Origin of the sequence: Blastopirellula marina DSM 3645 (assembly GCF_000153105.1) — a bacterium.
In the GTDB taxonomy this organism is placed as follows: Bacteria; Planctomycetota; Planctomycetia; order Pirellulales; family Pirellulaceae; genus Blastopirellula; species Blastopirellula marina.
This window is the reverse complement of record NZ_CH672376.1, coordinates 1,900,530-1,918,890: the sequence shown is the minus strand read 5'-3', so window position 1 is coordinate 1,918,890 and position 18,361 is coordinate 1,900,530. Positions and strand designations below refer to the sequence as shown.

Annotated in this window: 16 protein-coding genes; 8 read left to right on the top strand and 8 right to left on the bottom strand. The window is 57.3% G+C overall.

The window, feature by feature from the left end; translation table 11 throughout:
- The 4 genes from DSM3645_RS09685 to serC form a co-directional block, all read right to left on the bottom strand.
- Window positions 1-2,384, bottom strand: a 2,384-nt coding sequence (locus DSM3645_RS09685; RefSeq protein WP_002651953.1) for a methyl-accepting chemotaxis protein, incomplete at its 3' end; no start/stop codon positions are given.
- Between the two features lie 372 nt (window positions 2,385-2,756).
- Window positions 2,757-3,464 (bottom strand): metal-dependent hydrolase, encoded by a 708-nt coding sequence (locus DSM3645_RS09680; RefSeq protein ID WP_040351737.1) that lies wholly within the window; start codon window positions 3,462-3,464, stop codon window positions 2,757-2,759.
- A 99-nt stretch (window positions 3,465-3,563) separates the two neighbouring features.
- Complete coding sequence (gene serA, locus DSM3645_RS09675; protein WP_002651951.1) at window positions 3,564-5,183, bottom strand: phosphoglycerate dehydrogenase; 1,620 nt, start codon at window positions 5,181-5,183, stop codon at window positions 3,564-3,566.
- Between the two features lie 56 nt (window positions 5,184-5,239).
- Complete coding sequence (gene serC / locus DSM3645_RS09670) at window positions 5,240-6,352, bottom strand: 3-phosphoserine/phosphohydroxythreonine transaminase (RefSeq protein WP_002651950.1); 1,113 nt, start codon at window positions 6,350-6,352, stop codon at window positions 5,240-5,242.
- A 306-nt stretch (window positions 6,353-6,658) separates the two neighbouring features.
- Between serC and DSM3645_RS09665 the strand changes: the two genes are divergently transcribed.
- Window positions 6,659-7,384: an SDR family oxidoreductase gene (locus DSM3645_RS09665; RefSeq protein WP_002651949.1), complete on the top strand. Its 726-nt coding sequence runs from the start codon at window positions 6,659-6,661 to the stop codon at window positions 7,382-7,384.
- 84 nt (window positions 7,385-7,468) lie between these two features.
- Here DSM3645_RS09665 and DSM3645_RS09660 read toward each other — a convergent pair whose 3' ends face one another.
- From DSM3645_RS09660 to DSM3645_RS09650, 3 genes are all read right to left on the bottom strand, one after another.
- Entirely contained in the window at window positions 7,469-7,651 is a 183-nt protein-coding gene (locus DSM3645_RS09660; protein WP_002651948.1) for a hypothetical protein, read from the bottom strand.
- 120 nt (window positions 7,652-7,771) lie between these two features.
- The gene (locus DSM3645_RS09655) at window positions 7,772-9,103 is read right to left on the bottom strand and encodes a sugar porter family MFS transporter (protein ID WP_002651947.1); all 1,332 of its coding nucleotides are present in this window, start codon (window positions 9,101-9,103) and stop codon (window positions 7,772-7,774) included.
- A gap of 117 nt (window positions 9,104-9,220) precedes the next feature.
- On the bottom strand, window positions 9,221-10,228 hold the full coding sequence (locus tag DSM3645_RS09650) for a hypothetical protein (RefSeq protein ID WP_002651946.1): 1,008 nt from the start codon (window positions 10,226-10,228) through the stop codon (window positions 9,221-9,223).
- Between the two features lie 196 nt (window positions 10,229-10,424).
- Here DSM3645_RS09650 and DSM3645_RS09645 point away from each other — a divergent pair, with 196 nt between their 5' ends.
- The 5 genes from DSM3645_RS09645 (at window position 10,425) to DSM3645_RS09625 (ending at window position 16,246) form a co-directional block, all read left to right on the top strand.
- Complete coding sequence (locus DSM3645_RS09645) at window positions 10,425-10,733, top strand: putative quinol monooxygenase (RefSeq protein ID WP_002651945.1); 309 nt, start codon at window positions 10,425-10,427, stop codon at window positions 10,731-10,733.
- Window positions 10,734-10,739: 6 nt separating this feature from the next.
- Entirely contained in the window at window positions 10,740-11,798 is a 1,059-nt protein-coding gene (locus DSM3645_RS09640) for an XdhC family protein (RefSeq protein ID WP_002651944.1), read from the top strand.
- Between the two features lie 125 nt (window positions 11,799-11,923).
- The gene (locus tag DSM3645_RS09635; RefSeq protein WP_040351736.1) at window positions 11,924-12,538 is read left to right on the top strand and encodes a nucleotidyltransferase family protein; all 615 of its coding nucleotides are present in this window, start codon (window positions 11,924-11,926) and stop codon (window positions 12,536-12,538) included.
- 115 nt (window positions 12,539-12,653) lie between these two features.
- Window positions 12,654-15,302 (top strand): hypothetical protein, encoded by a 2,649-nt coding sequence (locus tag DSM3645_RS09630; RefSeq protein WP_131282391.1) that lies wholly within the window; start codon window positions 12,654-12,656, stop codon window positions 15,300-15,302.
- A gap of 11 nt (window positions 15,303-15,313) precedes the next feature.
- Window positions 15,314-16,246, top strand: a complete 933-nt coding sequence (locus DSM3645_RS09625) for an ABC transporter ATP-binding protein (RefSeq protein ID WP_002651941.1) — start codon at window positions 15,314-15,316, stop codon at window positions 16,244-16,246.
- A gap of 67 nt (window positions 16,247-16,313) precedes the next feature.
- On the opposite strand, the gene DSM3645_RS09620 is transcribed toward DSM3645_RS09625, so the two are convergent.
- A complete protein-coding gene (locus DSM3645_RS09620) occupies window positions 16,314-16,847 on the bottom strand; it encodes a hypothetical protein (RefSeq protein WP_002651940.1) in 534 nt (177 codons plus the stop codon).
- A 279-nt stretch (window positions 16,848-17,126) separates the two neighbouring features.
- Here DSM3645_RS09620 and DSM3645_RS09615 point away from each other — a divergent pair, with 279 nt between their 5' ends.
- Window positions 17,127-17,777 (top strand): hypothetical protein, encoded by a 651-nt coding sequence (locus DSM3645_RS09615; protein ID WP_131282388.1) that lies wholly within the window; start codon window positions 17,127-17,129, stop codon window positions 17,775-17,777.
- Window positions 17,770-18,273, top strand: coding sequence for a pantetheine-phosphate adenylyltransferase (gene coaD, locus DSM3645_RS09610; RefSeq protein ID WP_002651938.1), 504 nt, complete (start codon window positions 17,770-17,772; stop codon window positions 18,271-18,273). The genes DSM3645_RS09615 and coaD overlap by 8 nt, the downstream gene beginning before the upstream one ends.
- Window positions 18,274-18,361 lie beyond the last annotated feature (88 nt).

Genomic DNA, 18,361 nt, shown 5'->3' with positions numbered 1-18,361 from the left:
TTGTCGCCGCCGTATTGCTGTTCCAGTTGGAACTTGCTCAGTGTCATTCGCAGACCATCGGCGCGCTCGTGGAGCGAAACGCCGGCGGTCTTCGTGTTTTGGGCATGCGTCGTTGACTCTTTGGCCGAATCATTGACGCCGGTTATGTTTCGCGAGATCTCTTGACTGGCCTGGGCCGATTCTTGAATTCCGGCAGAAACCGTTTTCGCGGCACAGGCGGCTTGGGCGATGTTTTTGGCGATTTCTTTCGTAGCGATCCCTTGCTCTTCGACGCTCGAAGCGATCGTCCGTGAAACTTCATTCACGTCGTTAATCTCTGTGGTGATCTTGCCGATCGAATCGACCGCTTCAAACGACGTTTGCTGGATCGCTTCGATCCGCTTGCGAATGTCGTCAGTCGCGGTGGCGGTTTGGCGAGCCAGTTCTTTTACTTCGGTCGCAACCACTGCAAATCCCTTGCCGGCTTCACCGGCTCGAGCCGCTTCGATTGTCGCGTTGAGCGCCAACAAGTTAGTCTGTTCGGCGATATCTTGGATTACCTGCATCACGCTGCCGATCTCGGCCGCGGCGGCGCCAAGCGCTTCGATCCGCTCATTGCTGGCGGCCGAAAGGTTAGCGACCGAGGAAACGGACGATGAGGCTCGTTCGGCGTTGCGGGCAATTTCGTTGATCGTGCTCGACATTTCTTCCATTGCGGTTGCGACGCTGTTGATGCTGGACGACATCTGCTCTGTCGCCGACGCCATGCTGACCATGTTGGTCGACATTTCGTCCGCGGCGGCGGAGACGGTCGCCGCGCGTTCGGTCGTTTGCAGGGCGCCGTTCGAAAGATGCTCGGCGGTGCCGGTCAACTCGGTCGACGAACCTTGCAGCACGTCGGAAGTCGAGACGACCTCGCCCAGCAAGCCAGCCAAGTTGTCACGCATTTCGTTCATCGCGGCGATCAAGTGGCCCACTTCGGCGGTCGCTTTAGTTTCGCAGCGATGGCGAAGGTCGCCAGCAGCGATGTTTTGAGCGAACTGAGCGGCGTCTTGGATCGGCAGCGCGATCTTACGCGACAGGAACACCGCGACGATCGTCAGGACGATGGCGGCCAAGACGCCGATCCCGACCGACCAGCCGACGACCGATCCTTTGACTCCGCCGATCGTTGCGGCCATCGCCTGACTCGAGGCCAATACTTCGGACTTGTCCATTTTGGCGTTGAGCGAATAGGTGACGCCGTTCAGTTCGACCGGACCGTAAGCGATAAAGGTCTCTTCGCCGCGATAGTCCTTGCCTGCGGTTGTGCCGGACTCTCCCTTTTCAAACACGGCCCGCGTTGCGGCGGTGTCGACTTTCCCTTTTTCTGGATACTTCCAAGAGGTGAGCAGCCCGTGATTTTCGGGATCGAGATGCGAATCGCTCCGCATTAGGAAATCGGGCCCCACCAGGATCGTTTCGCCCGTTTCTCCCAGTCCATCACGCACGGCCATGATCTCCAGCATGCGGTCAACCGGCATCTGAAACACGGCGACGCCGATTTTCATGTCTCCGTCAAAGATCGGCGATGCGATAAAACTGGCCGGGGCTTCGTACGAGGGAGCATAACGAGCGAAGTCGACGAAGACGACCTCGTCTCTTTGGCTCGCGGCGTTCGCCTTGCGGAACGCTTCGCCAAAATTAGTGTTGGCGTAAGGTCCGTTCACCAAGGAGGTCGAGTAGTCTAATTCTTTGAAGACCGAGTAAACGATATCGCCTGACTCAGAGTCGACCAGGAATATGTCGTAGTACCCGAACTTGTTGAGATAGTCACGAATAATCGGATGAACTTTCGCATGCAACCGAGAGTAGTCCGACTTGTCTGACGAAGTTTCAAGCAGATGCTTCGAGCCGAGCGGATTGTTATTGCGGAAGATATAGGCGTGCTGCAGCGCGATCGAGTCGTCGTCGAGTTGATGTAAGTATTCCCTAGCAGGAGGAGATTTGCCGTCGTTATTTTTGGCGTACTCAGTCGCGAACTGCCCGGTGTAATAGTTCATCAAATCGCCGCGCATTTTTTTGATTTGATCGGCCGAAACTTCCGCGCTGTTGCGGAAATCGCGAAAGGAGCTCTGGAGCTCACGCATTGCGTCGACAATCATGCCGTTTTCAGAGAAGGTCTGGATCTGACTGTTGATCGTGCCAAAGTAGTTGGTCAACTGCTTCTTTTTTAATTCTCGCTGTGCGACGAGAGCATCGACGGAACCACTTTTCAACGCTTCAGTTGATTGGTCTTGGACGCTAGCGAAGCCAGAATGAATGGATGCGTAACATACGGCGGCAATTACGATTAACGGTAAGAGTCCGCAGGCCAGAAAGGCAAGCGTCAATTGCGAGCGGAGATTGAGATTTGTTTTCTTCATCTGGCATGTTCCAAGGGGCGAAATCGTTGTTAGCGAAAGCTACAGCCAAGTAGCTTGTCTCCGATCGGGGAATCAGAGAGATCACGTGTTTGAGGTGAGGATTCACTCGAACCCATTCAGGTGGCGAGTCTGAAACGTGCGAAAAGATAGATCAGCCAATGGTTGGGGCAATGCATTTAGGTCGAACATTGCGCGAAATTTCACTTCTGCGCAAAATGTCATCCAAGAATCGGATCGAACTGTCGGTGAGGCGAGTAGAGATGGACCCAAAGGATACGCCGAAGCATCCCTTTGGGGGACGTGATGCGGCTGGCCGCACTGGTGAGAAAGTGCGCTGCCGCACTGAGTAGCAAGAGCCGGAGAGCTTGACGCTTAATTCAACGTGATTGTTTCGCCCGGCTTAATCACATGCGGCTGGGAGCTCGTCTCGCACTTCACCTTCTCGGCCCAAGCGTTCGCATCTTGCGCAATTGGCGGCCAGGTATCGTAGTGGGCTGGCGCAACGTGCTTGGGCGAGATCCATTGGATCGCGCGGATCGAATCGTTCACGCCCATCGTGTAGTGATCGCCGATCGGTACGATCGCGAGCAAGATTCCTTTTTCACCGATCAACTGCATGTCGCTGAATAGATCGGTGTCGCACGCCAGATAGATGAGTCCTTCGGGGACTTCCAGGATGAAGCCGACCGGATCGCCGCCGTACTCTCCATTGGGAAGGGAAGAACTGTGCACGGCCTGGGTCATGCGAACCGGGCCGGCGAGCGACTGGAACGTACCGCCGATGTTCATGCCGACCGCATTTTCAACCCCTTGGCGGTTGATCCACTGGGCCATTTCCAGAATGGTGACGACCTGAGCGCCGGTCCGCTTGGCGATCTCAACCACGTCGAAGTCGCCGTCGCTGCGCAGACCGACATGATCAAAGTGACCATGCGACAAAAGAATCACGTCGGCTGCGGCATGGACCGCTTTGATGGGCGACGAGGGATTCTCGTCCAAGAACGGATCGAGCAGGATCTTGTGGCTGCCGGTATCGATCAGCCAGGTTCCATGTCCGTACCAGGTCAGTTGCGTCGCCATCGGTTGCTCCTCGTGCCAATTATCCGTTTCGCACGAGTTTACCACGCAGTCGCCAGCTTCAAAACTCGGCGACTGCAGTTTTGTCGGATCAACGTCTGGCTATCGCAGCCAGGTCGGCAGTTCGCCGGCTTGCGGCAGTTCGATGATCCGCGCGGTCGTGATATCGGCGCTCTTCAGCACTTCATCGACGGCCGATTGCGGGGGAGCTCCATCCAGGTTCAACACGCCGACGGCGCCGCCGGTGCTCGAACGTCCGACCGCCATCTGGGCGATGTTGACGTTGTGGTTGCCGAAGATGGTGCCGACGCGGCCGATAATGCCGGGGACGTCATTGTGGGCGAACAGGAAGAGCGTGCCGTCTAGATAGGCTTCGAGCCGTTGTCCGTCGACCAAAATCAATCGCGGCATATCATTGCCGAACAGGGTGCCGCCGACTTGCGACGTGCGCCCCTCTTCTTCGAGCGTCGCCGTGATCGAGCTGGAGAAGCTGCCCATTTCGGTGCTGCTCTCGGTCGAGATGGTGACGCCGCGTTCGGCGAGCAACATCTGGGCGTTGATAATGTTGGCGCCCCCTTCGTCCATCGCTTGCTCCAAAAGACCCGCGCAGAACGATGCGGTCAGCAGCTTGGTGTCTTTGCCGGCGACTTCGCCGCGATAGTTCAGCTTGCAGGCCTTCAGCTTGCCGCCGTGCAGTTGGCCCGCGAACAGGCCGATGCGATAGGCGACGTCCAGATAACCGCGCATCGAATCGAGCGTTTTCGGATCGATCGGAGCGACGTTGACCGCATGGCGAATTTCGCCGGTATTAAGATGGTTGGTGACCAACTGCACCGCTTCGATGGCGACCTGAGTTTGGGCTTCTTCCGTGCTGGCGCCCAAGTGAGGCGTGCAGACGACGTTTTCCATCCCAAACAACGGGCTGTCCGTACACGGCTCTGCGGCGTAAACGTCCAGCGCAACGCCTCCCAGCTTGCCGCTCTTCAGCCCTGCGACCAAGGCCGCTTCGTCATAGATGCCGCCGCGGGCACAGTTGATCAGACGTGCGCCCGGCTTGATGATTTCGAGCGCGTCTTGGTTGATCAGCCCCTTGGTCTCGGCCGTCAGCGGCGTATGAACTGTCAGATAGTCGACCAGCGGCAACATCTCTTTGACCGACGCGTAGAGTTCGATCCCCAATTCCGCGGCCCGCTCGGGACTGATGAAGGGATCGAAACCGATCACCCGCATTTCAAACGCGAGCGCTCGCTTGGCGAATTCTTGGCCGATGCGGCCCAGCCCGACGATGCCGACCGTTTTGTCGGCCAGTTGCGAGCCCATATACTTTTTGCGATCCCAGCGGCCTTCGACCAGGCTTTGATTGGCCGACGCGACGTTTCGCGACAAGGCCATCATCAAGCAGAAGGCATGCTCGGCGGTGCTGACCGTGTTGCCGGTCGGCGTATTCATCACGACGATTCCCAACCGAGTCGCCGCGTCCTTGTCGATGTTGTCGGTGCCGACGCCGGCTCGGGCGATGCAGCGCAGGCGGGTATTTCCTTCGAGCGACTCGGCCGTGATCTTCACCCCGCTGCGACAGATGGCGCCGTCAAATTCGGCCAGCGACTTGCGGAGTTCTTCCCCGGCTAGCTTAAGGCGAATTTCGTACTCGAAACCTTCTGCTGCATCAAGCAGCGCCAGGCCTTCAGGCGACAATTCATCGAGAACCAGAATTTTGGGCATGAGCGAAGCCTTCGATAGCTGTTGGGGTGCAAGATCTTGATGGGGAGGGCGAGCGACTATTTGTTGTCGTCGGCAAACTGCTGCATGAAGTCGGCCAAGGCACGCACGCCGGCCAGCGGCATTGCGTTGTAGACCGAAGCGCGAACTCCGCCGACGCTGCGATGACCCTTCAAGTTGGTCAGATTCAATTCTTCTGCGGCCGCGAAGAATTTCTTCTCGATATCGGCGCTCGGCAGACGGAAGGTGACGTTCATCAGCGAACGGCTGTCCGCATCCGCATGGCCGACGTAGAAATCGGAGTTGTTGTCGATGACGTCGTACAGCAGTGACGATTTTTCGCGGTTTAGCGATTCCATTTTCGCCAGGCCGCCGATCTCTTCTTGCAGCCATTTGGCGACCAGACCCATCACGTAGATCGCGAAGGTCGGCGGCGTGTTCCACATCGAATCAGCTTCGGCATGATTGCGATAGAGCAAATAGCCGGGCAGTTCGGCGTCGCCGCGTTGCAGCAGGTCTTTGCGGATGATTACCATCGTCACGCCGGCGGGGCCTGCGTTCTTTTGGGCACAGGCGTAGATCAGGCCGTAGCGTTCGACCGGCAAGGGACGGCAGAAGATGTCGGACGAGCAGTCGACGACGACCGGCACGTCGCCAGCTTCGATTTCATGAAGGAACTGAACCCCTTCGATCGTTTCGTTCGAGGTCAGATGAACGAACGACGCATTCGGGTCGAGCTTCAGCTCGCTTTGTTTCGGCAGGCGATTGTAGCTGCAATCGGCGCCATCCCAGGCAACTTGGACTTTGCCTTCTTTGACCGCTTCTTTTTTGGCGTTTTTGCCCCACGACCCGGTCAGCACGTAATCGGCCGGTTTGCCTTCGAGCAGCAGATTCATCGGAATCATCGAGAACTGGAGCCGCGATCCCCCCTGCAGGAACAGGATCTCGTGCGTTTCCGGCACGTTTAACAGGCTGGTGATTCGCGCCTTGGCGTCATTCGCGATATCAATGAAGGTGGGACTGCGATGGCTGATTTCCAGGATCGAACTGCCAACGCCGGGGAGGGCGAGCATATCGCGTTGGATCTGTTCTAGCACCGGCAGCGGCAAAACGGCGGGACCGGCCGAGAAGTTGAAAACGCGTTGGACAGCGTCGGAGACCGAAGCGTTCATGCGAGCTATTCCCCTAAGGGCGAGCGGAATGGAAAAACAAACCCCGATTTTAAGCAGTTCCGTACGTGTTGGGTACAGGGCACTCTCCACCGCCGGCGGGGGCAAATCGGGTGAACTTGGAAAAAAACTTCGCCGACCCAGCCGAAACCAACTTCTTCAGACGCATATCGGCTGCTCGATAGAGGCCGCCAGCGGCAAGATGTTCACCTAGTTGGTAAGCTATCGAGTCTGCTCAACACCATATGAAACCAGAAAATTGAGCAACTTTTGGATTGAACGGCAGAATTGAAACGTGAAGGAGAAGCAATGAGTCTGGCGGAAAAATCGGCGTTAGTTGTAGGCGGGGGAACCGGAATTGGCTTGGCGATCGCTCAAGCGTTGGCCGAAGCTGGCGCCAAAGTCGCAATCGCCGGTCGTCGATTTGAGGTGCTCGAGCAGGGCGCCGCATCGTCGTCGGCCGAGATTCATTGCCATAGCGTCGACGTTTCGGACCGCAAGAGCGTGCTGGATCTGCTGGCTTGGGCCGATCAGACGCTCGGCAAGGTCGACATTCTGGTCAACGCGGCTGGCGTGAACATCAAAAATCGCTCGATGGAAGCAATGACGCCGGAAGACTGGGATCGGATGATGCAGATCAATTCGACCGGCGCCTACAACTTGATGTACGCCGTGTTGCCGCAAATGCGCGAGCGAAAAGATGGCCTGATCATCAATATCTCTTCGATCGCCGGCAAACGAGCGCTCGCACTGGGGGGCATCGCCTACGCCGCGTCAAAGTTTGCCATGACTGCGCTGGGAACCGCCGCCGGCAACGAAGAGAACAAGAACGGCGTGCGGATCACCAATATCTATCCCGGCGAAGTCGATACGCCGCTGCTAAAACAACGCCCGAAGCCGGTGACCGAAGAGCATCGCGCGACGATGCTACAACCGGAGGATTTTAAAGAAGTCGTCTTGGCGATCTGCAATTTGCCCCCCCGAGCCCATGTGCCGGAACTGATCGTAAAGCCGACGACGCAAGAGTACGTATAACGACGGCGCCCAACAAAACAGAAGGACAGCGACGGGGCCAGTTTGCAAACCGGCCCCGTCTTTTTTCGCGCATCCCGCAGCGGTTCAAAGCTCACGGTGGATGGCGAGCAGATGAATCAGCAAAATCGTGACGCCCCACAGCAGCAGACCGACGGCGGCATGCACGCGGGCAGGTGAACGAATCGGGGACGATTTCAACACGTATGCGCCGCAGAGCATGCCGATGATCATGATCGGACCGGAGAGCGCCCCGGGGATTGGCGCCAACCTGCATATTAGGTAGGAAACCCAGCAGAAGACTCCGTAAAATCGGTATCCGTCCGGTGCCCTTGGACTTGTAGCAACCGGAACGGACGGCGCTGCAAACGGATTCTCTGGCTCGTCCATCTACGGCGTCACACCCAGTTTTCGCTCCATTTCTTCGAGCGGCACTCCCTTGGTTTCGGGGACCATCGTCACGACCCAGATCAATTGCAGCACCATCATGCCGCAGAAGAAGAGGAAAATCGCGCCCATGCCGAGCTGTTCGGCGAAAAGTGGAAACAACGCCGTGATCAACGCGGCGAAGACCCAGTGGGTAGAACTGCCGAGCGATTGCCCCATCGCGCGATAACGATTGGGGAAGACTTCCGATATCAGGACCCAGATGACGGCGCCTTGGCCGATCGCATGCGACGCGATGAAGATGTTCACGCAAGCGGCTAGAACGACGTATTGATCATTCCAAGAGGCCCAACTGCAACCGACGAGGGAGACGATATAACCAACCGATCCAATCCATAACAGCGTCTTGCGTCCCAGACGATCAATCAGCCAGAGTCCGGCGAAGGTGAAAATCAGATTGACAATCCCGATGCTGACCGACGTTTGCAGCGCCGCTTCTCCACTTTGGCCTGCTTCCTTAAAAATACGGGGAGCGAAATACAGGATCGCGTTGATGCCGGACATCTGGTTGAAGAACGCGACCAGAAAAGCCAGCATGATCGGCGTTTTCATCTTGGCGGACCAAAAGCTCGACAGCGACTGCTTTTCGACCGTCGCCGCCTCGGCGATTTCGTTCGCCAACGCGTCAATCTCGGCGGGCGTACGTTCGGGCGCCACCATCTGCAGGACTCGCAATCCGGCTTCACGATCATTTTTTTTCGTGATCAACCAACGGGGGCTTTCGGGAAGCGTGAAGCACATCAGGGTGTAGATGATCGCCGGAAACGCTTCGACTCCCAACATCCAGCGCCATGAGTTGGGACCGATTCCGGCAAGCAGCGCGTTGGATGCATAAGCGATCAAAATGCCAAAGACAATATTGAATTGGAACATCGCCGCTAAGCGACCACGCCGCTCTGGCGGAGAGATTTCGGAGATGTAGAGGGGAGCGACGACCGTCGAAATGCCGACTCCCAAGCCGCCGACTAGTCTGGCGATCATGAAGGCGCTGACGTCATTCGCCAGCGCGGACCAAACCGCCGAGATGAAATAGAGCACGCCGATCGAGAGAAGCGTTTTACGACGACCCCAAGCGTCGGTCGGCCAACCGCCGATGAGTGAGCCGATCACCGTGCCCCATAGGGCGGCGCTCATGGCTAAGCCGTGAGTGACCTTGTCGAGGTCCCACAATTTTTCAATCGTTTCTTCGGCGCCAGAGATGACGACCGTATCAAAACCGAATAAGAAGCCGGCCAGCGCCGACGTCAACGACCAATAGAAAAGACGACTCGTCATAACACGCGGGGGCTAAGGCAGACGTTCGTAAGAAGTGAGGGTACGACATCTTAACACCAACTGCCCGGCAACGCGAAATCGACTTGCGAAGAAGTTTTTTCCGCCTGCGTCTATTTGCTATTGTCGTCCCGGCGCCATCTTTCCGGTGTAACGAATGGAATTAGAAAGGGACATGCTGGGAAGACGCTCGGCAATCTCGTTGATCGAAACGGCGATCACCTGGGCGTTCATCCGGTTGACGATCGTGATCGCGGCCAATTCGCCGGCTCGATCAAACATGGGGTTACCCTGCGGAGAATCTTCGCTGCGAGCCGTCGTATAGATGGTCCGGTATTCCTGGCGACCTGGATTGCCGAAACCGCGTCGGCGGGGAGGTTGTTGTAACCCGTTAGCCACAATTTGTTCACGCGGAAAGGGAAATTCATCCGTCTCAAAATAGAGGAGCGGATCGCCGATCTTGACGGTCATGTCCTTCGAGGCCAAAAGCGGACTGACGCGCGTCGCTTCCAGTTCATAACCATGCGTGTCCACGATGACCGCCGCCAAGGGAATCTCGGCGTCGCCGTGGTTGGTAAAGTGTCCCAGGACGGACGTTTTCTGTTGATTGCAGAATTCCGCTTCGCCGGCGACGGCGTCTTGGATCAGTGACGCGGTGGTGACGACTAGGCCCTCTTTGCTGACAACGACTCCGCCTCCTTGCACGACTCGGCCATTGGCTTTGGTCATTGTGAGTTGGACGACGATCGGTTCCAGCGTCGGCGACAACTGCGCCATGTTAATCGGATCGGAAACCATCGGCAGCGGAGGAGCCGGCCGGCTCGGCGTCGTCATCGGCCGCCGCGTGGCGACCCCCGGCGTTGTCGTCAGCGTAGGTCGAGGAGTTCCAGGGCGCGGCGGAGCGGCGAAATTGCTGGTCGCTATTCTTCCCGGCGGCGGATTTCCGCTGGATTGCGCTCGCGCCTGGGAGACGTAGTCGTCGTTCCAACCGGCGACGAAACCATTGCCGGGCGCTCCCCCATCTTCTGGCATCGTGACTTGAACCGCCGGCGCGGTCGGCTTGGCCTTGCCGCATCCCAACATCACGACCACGGCGACAGTCAAACAGGAAAGACGTGCGAGCGGCATCACTGGCCAGATCCTCAGGCGACTCAGAAAATTAGTTAGGTCCAATATAGCTGACGGCCTGCCGACCGCCAAAATCGGGCTGGGGCGCCGCGCAGGCGCCCGCCGATTCGCAGTGCGAGGGAATCTGCTAAATTGAGTCCACCGCCAGGCGTTGCCGCCGGGCCCTGGATTTTGTCGACTACGGAGATTGCCACTCATGATTTATGTGATCGCGACGATTGAACTCGAGCCAGGCTCACGCGAACAATTTTTAGCCGCTTTTCATGCGTTGGTCCCGTTGGTGCATGCCGAGCAGGGGTGCCTTGAGTATGGTCCGGCCATCGATGTCGCGACGGGACTTGGCCCGCAACTTCCGCTCCGCAGTAATGTGGTGACGGTGATGGAAAAATGGGAATCGATCGAAGCGCTCAAAACGCATTTGATTGCACCTCACATGGACGAATACCGGACCAAAGTTTCCGATATCGTGCTCGGAATGCAACTGCAAGTGGTCGAGCCAGCCTAACTGCTCATGCGTGACGTGCAGAGTCCTCTCCGACAAGCGATCAACGACGGCCAGCCGGTCGTCTTGTGTCGTTTGGTCGAAACGCGCGGCTCCACTCCGCAAAAGCCCGGCGCCGCGATGCTGGTCTATCCCAACGGCGACCAAGCCGGAACTTTGGGCGGCGGTTGCGTCGAAGCCGAGGTGCGGCGTCAGGCGCTGCGGGTTCTTCAGCAAGCCAAGCCAGAGATCATGACGTTCCATTTGGACTCGGACTACGGTTGGGACGACGGGCTGATCTGCGGGGGACGAATGAAGGTCTTGCTGGATCCGATGGAGCAGAACGCCGCAACCCGCGATTATTACGAACGCCTGTTCGCCGTCGCAGAGCAGGGGGGAACCGAAGCGATTCGGATCGAAGGGGAATCGCAGGAAATGCGACTCTTTGATAGCGACGCCAGGCTGATCGCTAGTTTACGCTGCGATTCAGAACCGGCAGATCCTATGATCGCCGCTGGGATTGAGCCTGTTCAGCAGCGACCTCGACCGCGCGTCGAACAGGGAATCGCCTATCTCCCTTACCCGCCCCGCTGTCGCTTGATCATCGTCGGCGGCGGGCACGTGGGCAAAGCGGTTGCGGCGCTTGCACATGAGGCCGACTTTGACATTCTGATTTGTGACGATCGCGCCGAGTACGTGACGCTAGAACGTTTTCCCACTGCCCAGCAGCGGATCGTCGGGAAGTTGGAAGAAGAGCTGCCGAAGCTCGAAATCGATGCGCGCGACTTTTGTCTGATCGTCACCCGCGGACATAATCATGACGAAGAAGCGCTGCTGCGACTCGTCGACCGGGGGGCTGCTTATGTGGGAATGATCGGCAGTCGCCGGAAGATTCGCCTGATCTTCGATGATCTGCGCGAACAAGGGATTTCTGAAGCGTCGTTGGCCGCAGTCTTCGCACCGGTGGGGGTCGACATTGGTTCGCAAACGGTGCCGGAGATCGCGATCAGCATTGTCGCCCAGCTGATCTCGGTTCGTAGCTCGGGCGCCGCTCAATCACGCGACCTTAAAAGTTGCGATATATTATGAATCCTTGGCAGCATCGGGCTACGAAGAAAACCGTGGGCGACGAAGAAGTTGGGCTTCTGGATCCTTTTCTTTTCTGACCTTGCGTCTCTTCAAAACTTGCGACTGGGGAGGGGAGAAACGGACGCATGGGGCAGCATAGTTTTCGCAGTTTTGCGATCGTGCCTGCGGCGGGACGAAGTCGACGGATGGGAAGCGATAAACTGTTGCTTCCGTTTGAGGGAAAGCCGATCGTTGATCGCGTGATCGAAGCCTGGCGTCGCGGCGGCGTCGATCAGATCGTGGTCATCGTGCGTGCAGAGCATGCCGCGCTGCGAGAGTATTTGCAAACATTGCGCGCCGAGTTGGTGATCAGCGAGACGCCGCTGCCGGAGATGATCGATTCGGTTCGAGCCGGCTTGCAGCATATTTCTCAAAAATTTTCGCCCCGTTCTGGGGATGCGTGGATGCTGGCGCCGGCCGATCTGCCGACGCTCGACCCGATGGCGATCGCGACGCTGTTGGACGCCTACGATCCGCAGCAGCGCCCGATCTTGGCGGCGACCTATGACGATCGCAGGAGTCATCCGGTCCTTTTCCCGTGGAGAATCGCGGAGCAAGTCGCCCAATTGTCGGCGGCCGAGACGATTCGCGATTTGTTCGCAAAAAATGAATGGCGCGCGATCGCGATGTCCAGCGTCAAGCCGTACGACGTCGACTTTCCCGGTGATTTAGAGCTAGGGGCAAGAAAACCGGAAAAATAGTTCAGTCACTTTCGCCAAAGTGGGCGGGGCTCTAAACTTGAAGCAGTCGCTGCGAACCACTTGCTGTGGCGCGTGTTCCCGTCCCGACCGAGACGCTCCTCCCGCGAATTCCGCTATGCCGAAGCCAATCTCGTGTACGTCCACCAAGCTCGTCTCCGATGCTCGTTGGCGCATGTCGTGGTCCGCTACTATGGCGATTCTGTTGGGACTGGTGATCGTGGTGAGCGTGCCTGGCTGCAGCGGTTGCTTGCGCGAGCGAACCACGGCCGAGGAAGAGGCGGCGAAAAAGAAGCGACAGGAAGAAGAGCAAGCAAAAGCGGACTTTGAGCCGCCCGAGTTTCGGGCTCTACCGTATGACGATCGCGGGCCCGGCAACTATATTAAGCCAGGCCATTGGGTCAGCGGCAGCATTCGCTTAAAAGCGAACGCCTATGACTATCGCGGCGAGCTCTACTCGAAGACGACCGATCAAACCGGCGGTTCGATTCCCTTGCCGGGGACCAACTATTTCTTTTCGGCGACGCGACCGATTGCGCTGGCGAAAGGTCAAGAGAGCTGGTCCGACGTCACTTACTATGTGCCGGAAATCAATCCGGGAAATAGCATGTCGACTAGTCGTTGGCTGTTGTGTCGCCTGCAAGATCGCGGCGGCGGCGGCGCGGTTCAATCCGAAGTCTTGCCGACCTCGGCGATGCCAGCACATCAGTTTTATATGGTGGTATTGGCCGCGAACTCGGACGAGTACCAATATCTTAGCGCACTCGATACGGTCAAGCCGCTCTCGGCGTCGATGGATCAAAATGAATCGGCGCCGCACTATCGCGTGGTGACGCCCAAAATCATCGATCGCACGCCGCTGCCTGAAAATCCGCTCACTTGGACAAGCATCGCCGTCATCGTCTGGGATGACATCGATCAGCAGGCCCTGACAACCTATCAGCAAGAGGCGCTGCTTGACTGGCTCCATTGGGGCGGGCAGTTGATCATCAGCGGCCCTGGTTCGCTGGATCGACTGCGACTTAGTTTTTTGGCCGACTATCTGCCGGCTCTGGCCGATGGCGCCGAAGAACTGGACCAGGCTCGCTTTGAACCTTGGAACCAAAAATATGTGATGGAGGAGCGCGTCAACAACAGGAAGGAACGCTATCTCCTGCAATTAGGAGACGCGCCGGCTCGCGGCGTCAAATTGAAGCTGGCGGACGACGCCTACTTCGTTGAGGATACGGCCGATCTCGTCGCGGAACGTCGCGTCGGCCGCGGACGAATCACGGTCACCGGTTTTCAACTTCGCGACCCGCGAATCACAAAGCAATGGAAGAACTTCGACAACTTCTTTAACGCCGCGATTTTGCGGCGGCCGGCTCGTCGCTTCGTCGCGACTGATGTCGAGTTTGTCACGACGCGCTGGGACTCTTCGCGTGCGCGGAACGATCCATTGGCCGTTTCACAATTGCGCTATTTCAGCCGCGACGTCGAGAGTGCGTCGCGCCGCTACGATCGATTGGACAACAAATATCGAGAAGAGCACGGGCTCGCACAACAGAATCCTCCCGTCGAGAGCAACCAGTTGGGGCTGGGACTCGCCAAGGAGGAGCAAGACGATGTGACGATCTCCGTGCTGCCCAACGCCGGCTTTGTCGCGACCGACGCAGGCGTCGCCGCTTGGAACGACAATAGCGGCGCCGCCAACGCCGCGCGAGAATGTTTGGTGGAAGCGTCCGGAATCGATATTCCTGACGCCGCGTTCATCTTGCGGGTGACGGCGGTTTATTTGCTGGTGCTCGTTCCTTTGAACTGGGGCGTGTTCTGGTGCATCGGTCGCGTCGAATGGGCCTGGATCGCGGCGCCGGTGATCGCGATTGTCGGCGCTTTCGCCGTGATCAAGTTGGCGCAGCTCGATATTGGTTTCGCCCGCAATCGAACTGAGATCGGTATCCTAGAGATCCAGCCCAACTATCACCGCGCGCACATGGCCCGCTACACGTCTTTGTATACCTCATTGTCAACGCGCTATCACTCTGAGTTTGATCAAGCGTCGGCGCTGGCGTTGCCGCTGACGTTTGCCTCGGGCCAGATCACGCCGACTCGATTTGGGGATTCGACGACGGAGGTTCGATTTGATCAAGAAGGCTTGTCGGCGTCGCTGACCGGGTTCAGCGTGATGTCGAACTCGACAGGGCGGATGCACAGCGAATATATGTTGTCGCTCGCCGACGAGGCGGTCTTTTCCTGGAAACCGCTCGCAGGCGAGAAGTCGGCCGAGGTCATCTATCGCGGCGAGTTGGCGATTCATGACGCCGCCGTCATGCGACGCGTCAATCACGGATCCAAAGATGCGTTGGAAGTCGCCTGGATCGGCGAACTACGTCCCCAAGAAACGAAGACGATTCATTTTGAGCCGATGACCGATCCTTGGAGCGTTTGTCCCGAGTGGAATCAAGCGAAGGTTTTTTCGCCGGATATCCAAGACTCGGAGGTCAGCTTACGGCGACTGCTGAACGTCGCCAAAGATGTCCGTCATCTGCAAACGGATGACGTGCAATTGATCGGGTGGACCGATCAAGACGTGCCAGGCGTCACGATCACTCCCGAGGCGCCGCAGCGAACTTTGCGCACGCTGGTTGTCGCGCATCTGCAGTACGCGCAGTTGCCGGACCCGGAAGGGGACGTCAATACGCGCCGCGTGTTGGGACAAGAGCCGGAGAAGGTGTTGCAAGACAGCGCCGATAGCATCGAATTACTACCCGAAGACGGCCCCAAGTAGATCGACACCCTATGATCGAGCTGATCGATTTCGGCAAAGACTACGGCGCATTCACCGCAGTCGAATGCCTGAATCTGAAAATTGAAGCCGGCGAAATGTTTGGCTTTATCGGCCCCAATGGCGCCGGTAAAAGTACGAGCATTCGCTATCTGGCGACGTTGCTAAAAGCGACGCGCGGCGGCGGCACGGTCAACGGCTACTCGGTCGCCAAAGATCCGATGAACGTCCGGCACAGCGTCGGTTATATGCCTGATAACTTTGGCGTGTACGACGGTATGAAGGTTTGGGAGTTCCTGGACTTTTTCGCCGTCGCCTACGGCATTCCGCGCTCGCGTCGCAAAGCGGTGATCACGGACGTTTTAGAACTGCTCGACCTGACGTACAAACGCAACGACTTTGTCAACGGCTTGTCACGCGGGATGAAGCAGCGTCTTTGCCTGGCCAAGACGTTGGTGCATGATCCCCCGGTGTTGATTTTGGATGAACCGGCGAGCGGGCTCGATCCTCGCGCCCGGTTGGAAGTCAAAGCGTTGCTGAAAGAGTTGCGAAAGATGGGGAAAACCATTCTCATCTCCAGCCATATTTTGACCGAATTGGCCGATTGCTGCACGTCGGTCGGCATCATCGAGCGGGGCCAGTTGCTGATGCACGGTCCGATCGACGAAGTCTATCGCCGGATTCGCAAAAACCGGATCTTGCAGATCAAGCTGGTTGATAACTTCGACGTAGGTCTGTCGATCATTCGAAGCGAGCCTTCTTGCATCGACGTCGACTTCGAAGCCAGTCGCAATCTGATCACCTGCGAACTGCAAACCGACGACGACGGAGTTGCGTCGCTGTTGGAGAAATTACTCGCCAACCGCGTCCGCGTGCGCAGCTACGCCGAAAAAGACCCTACCTTGGAAGACGTCTTTATGATGGTCACTAAAGGGCTCGTGACGTAATTTTTTCACCGCTTGCGTTTCGGGCTACAAAGAGGAATAGGCGCCGGGGTTTCCGTATTGCCGCGCTCTACCCAAACAGCATCAGTCCGGTTCCGCTGTCGTCGCGGCGTTCCCATTCGCGGCGGACTTCTCCTAGTCCGTAGGCGCACAATTCAAACTTGTCGCTTAGTTCGTCCAACAGTTCGGCGCCCGATTGGTCGTAGCCTGATTGGATCTCGCTGGCGGCGTGATAGGCGCGTTTGCCTTCGGCCCAATAGTTAATCAAGTGATCCATCCGGTCTTCGCGGCGCATTCGTTTGAGCGCTTCGGGGTAGACGCCGGACCAAAAGAGAATGAAGTCGCCGATGTGTTGATGAGCGTCGCGCCGCGCGTTTCCTAGTCGCGCCTCGGCTTCCATCATCATTTGGGCGACCTCGGTCAACGGTTTGCCGGTCAGGCCGCGGATGCGGAACACGACTTCGTTGTTGACGAACCGCGTGAGCAACTCGGTCAGATAGTCGATCAGTCTGGGATTAGGCACCCCAAGCTTGGTGTAGAACGTATGCTCCGTCACTCCTGCAAAGAACTGACGTACGTTGAAGCTGCGCTCGTTGTCGCTCATGGCTTTCGGCCTCCTAGTCGTTGTTGTTCGTTTGCCGGTGATAACCAATCGTGGCGCACGTAAACCGCAAGTCGTCCGGGATATGCCAGTACTTCAAGTATAGTTTCGATATTTTTTCAGGGTCAAGTTCAACGAAAAAAAACAATTTGCGGTACGAACCCCCATTTTGCTGGCGGCGCCGGCACTGGAAGCGGAGGTCGTGGACTGACGCTATCGGGGGAGAGTACGATGGAGATCGCCGGTTCGACAAATCGAAAATTTTTTTCCAGAGCAATGCCGATGTCCACCGCAGACGAAGATCTGGTCGTTGCTGAAAAAGCTTCAAAATCCAACGCACCTGGTTTATTAACGGGTTTGGCGATCGCAGGCATCGTACTGGCGTTGATCAAGCTGGGGTCCTTCTTGGTTGGGCTCCCTTGGTTGATCAATCCGAAATTGTCGCAAGGAAGTGCGGCAACTGAAGCGCCGGCCGAAGTGATCGAGTACCAGGAACTAATGGTCGCGATTCAGGGCAAATACTTCCCGTACCAATTGGCGTTATATCCGTGCGGAATCATCGTCGCTTGCTTGTTGTTATGGGCGGCGTACCAAACGTTGAAGCTGCGCCCGCACGGCGATTTCTGGATCAAGTGCGCCGTGATCGCCTCGACGGTGACCGACCTATTGGGCGCCGTCATCGTCGTCTTCATGCAGCAGGATATCTATCACGCTTTGCAAACGGTTTTTCAGGATTTCGATTCCGACAACAACGCGTCCCACATCATGTATGTAGCGATGAACGTCGGTTTTTATATCGGCATCGCGTCTGCCGCTGGTTTTTTACTGCTCCAATTCGGTTATTATTTCGTAACTTTCCGGTACTTCTCGAAGCCGGAAGTCCATGCCCTCTACCAAGTCCGTGCCCCCAACGAAGCCAGCTCCGATGTCTGAAGAAAACCCCAAAGTCGCCGTCTACACCGGCTCATTCGACCCGGTGACGCTCGGCCATTTGAATTTGATCGAGCGAAGCAGTCGCTTGGTCGATCGCTTGATCATCGGCATCGGCACCAACGATCAAAAGGTGGGGCTGTTCAACGCCGAAGAGCGGGTCGAACTGGTCCGCCGCGTCACGAAGCATGTTCCCAACATTGACGTGCTTCACTTCTCGGGCTTGGCGGTCGATTTTGTCCGCTCGGTTAACGCGCGGGCGATGATCCGCGGCATTCGTCCCTTGACCGACATCGCCGGCGAATTCACCATGATGATGGCCAACCGCAAATTGGATCCCGGCATCGAAACCGTTTTTCTGATGGCGGACGAAGAATATGGTCACGTCTCCAGCAGTTTGCTCAAGCAAATCACTCCGCTGGCCGGCGACGATCAGCTCGCCAAGTTCGTCCCGCGAGAAATCATCGCCGACGTTCGCAGCAAGATCCCAACGGTCTAAGGATTCTTGCGGAAGAGAAATCTAGGCCCCAGCAAGACCCGTTTTAAGGTCGCACGTTTTCAAACCAAGCGAATACTAGCCAGAGGCG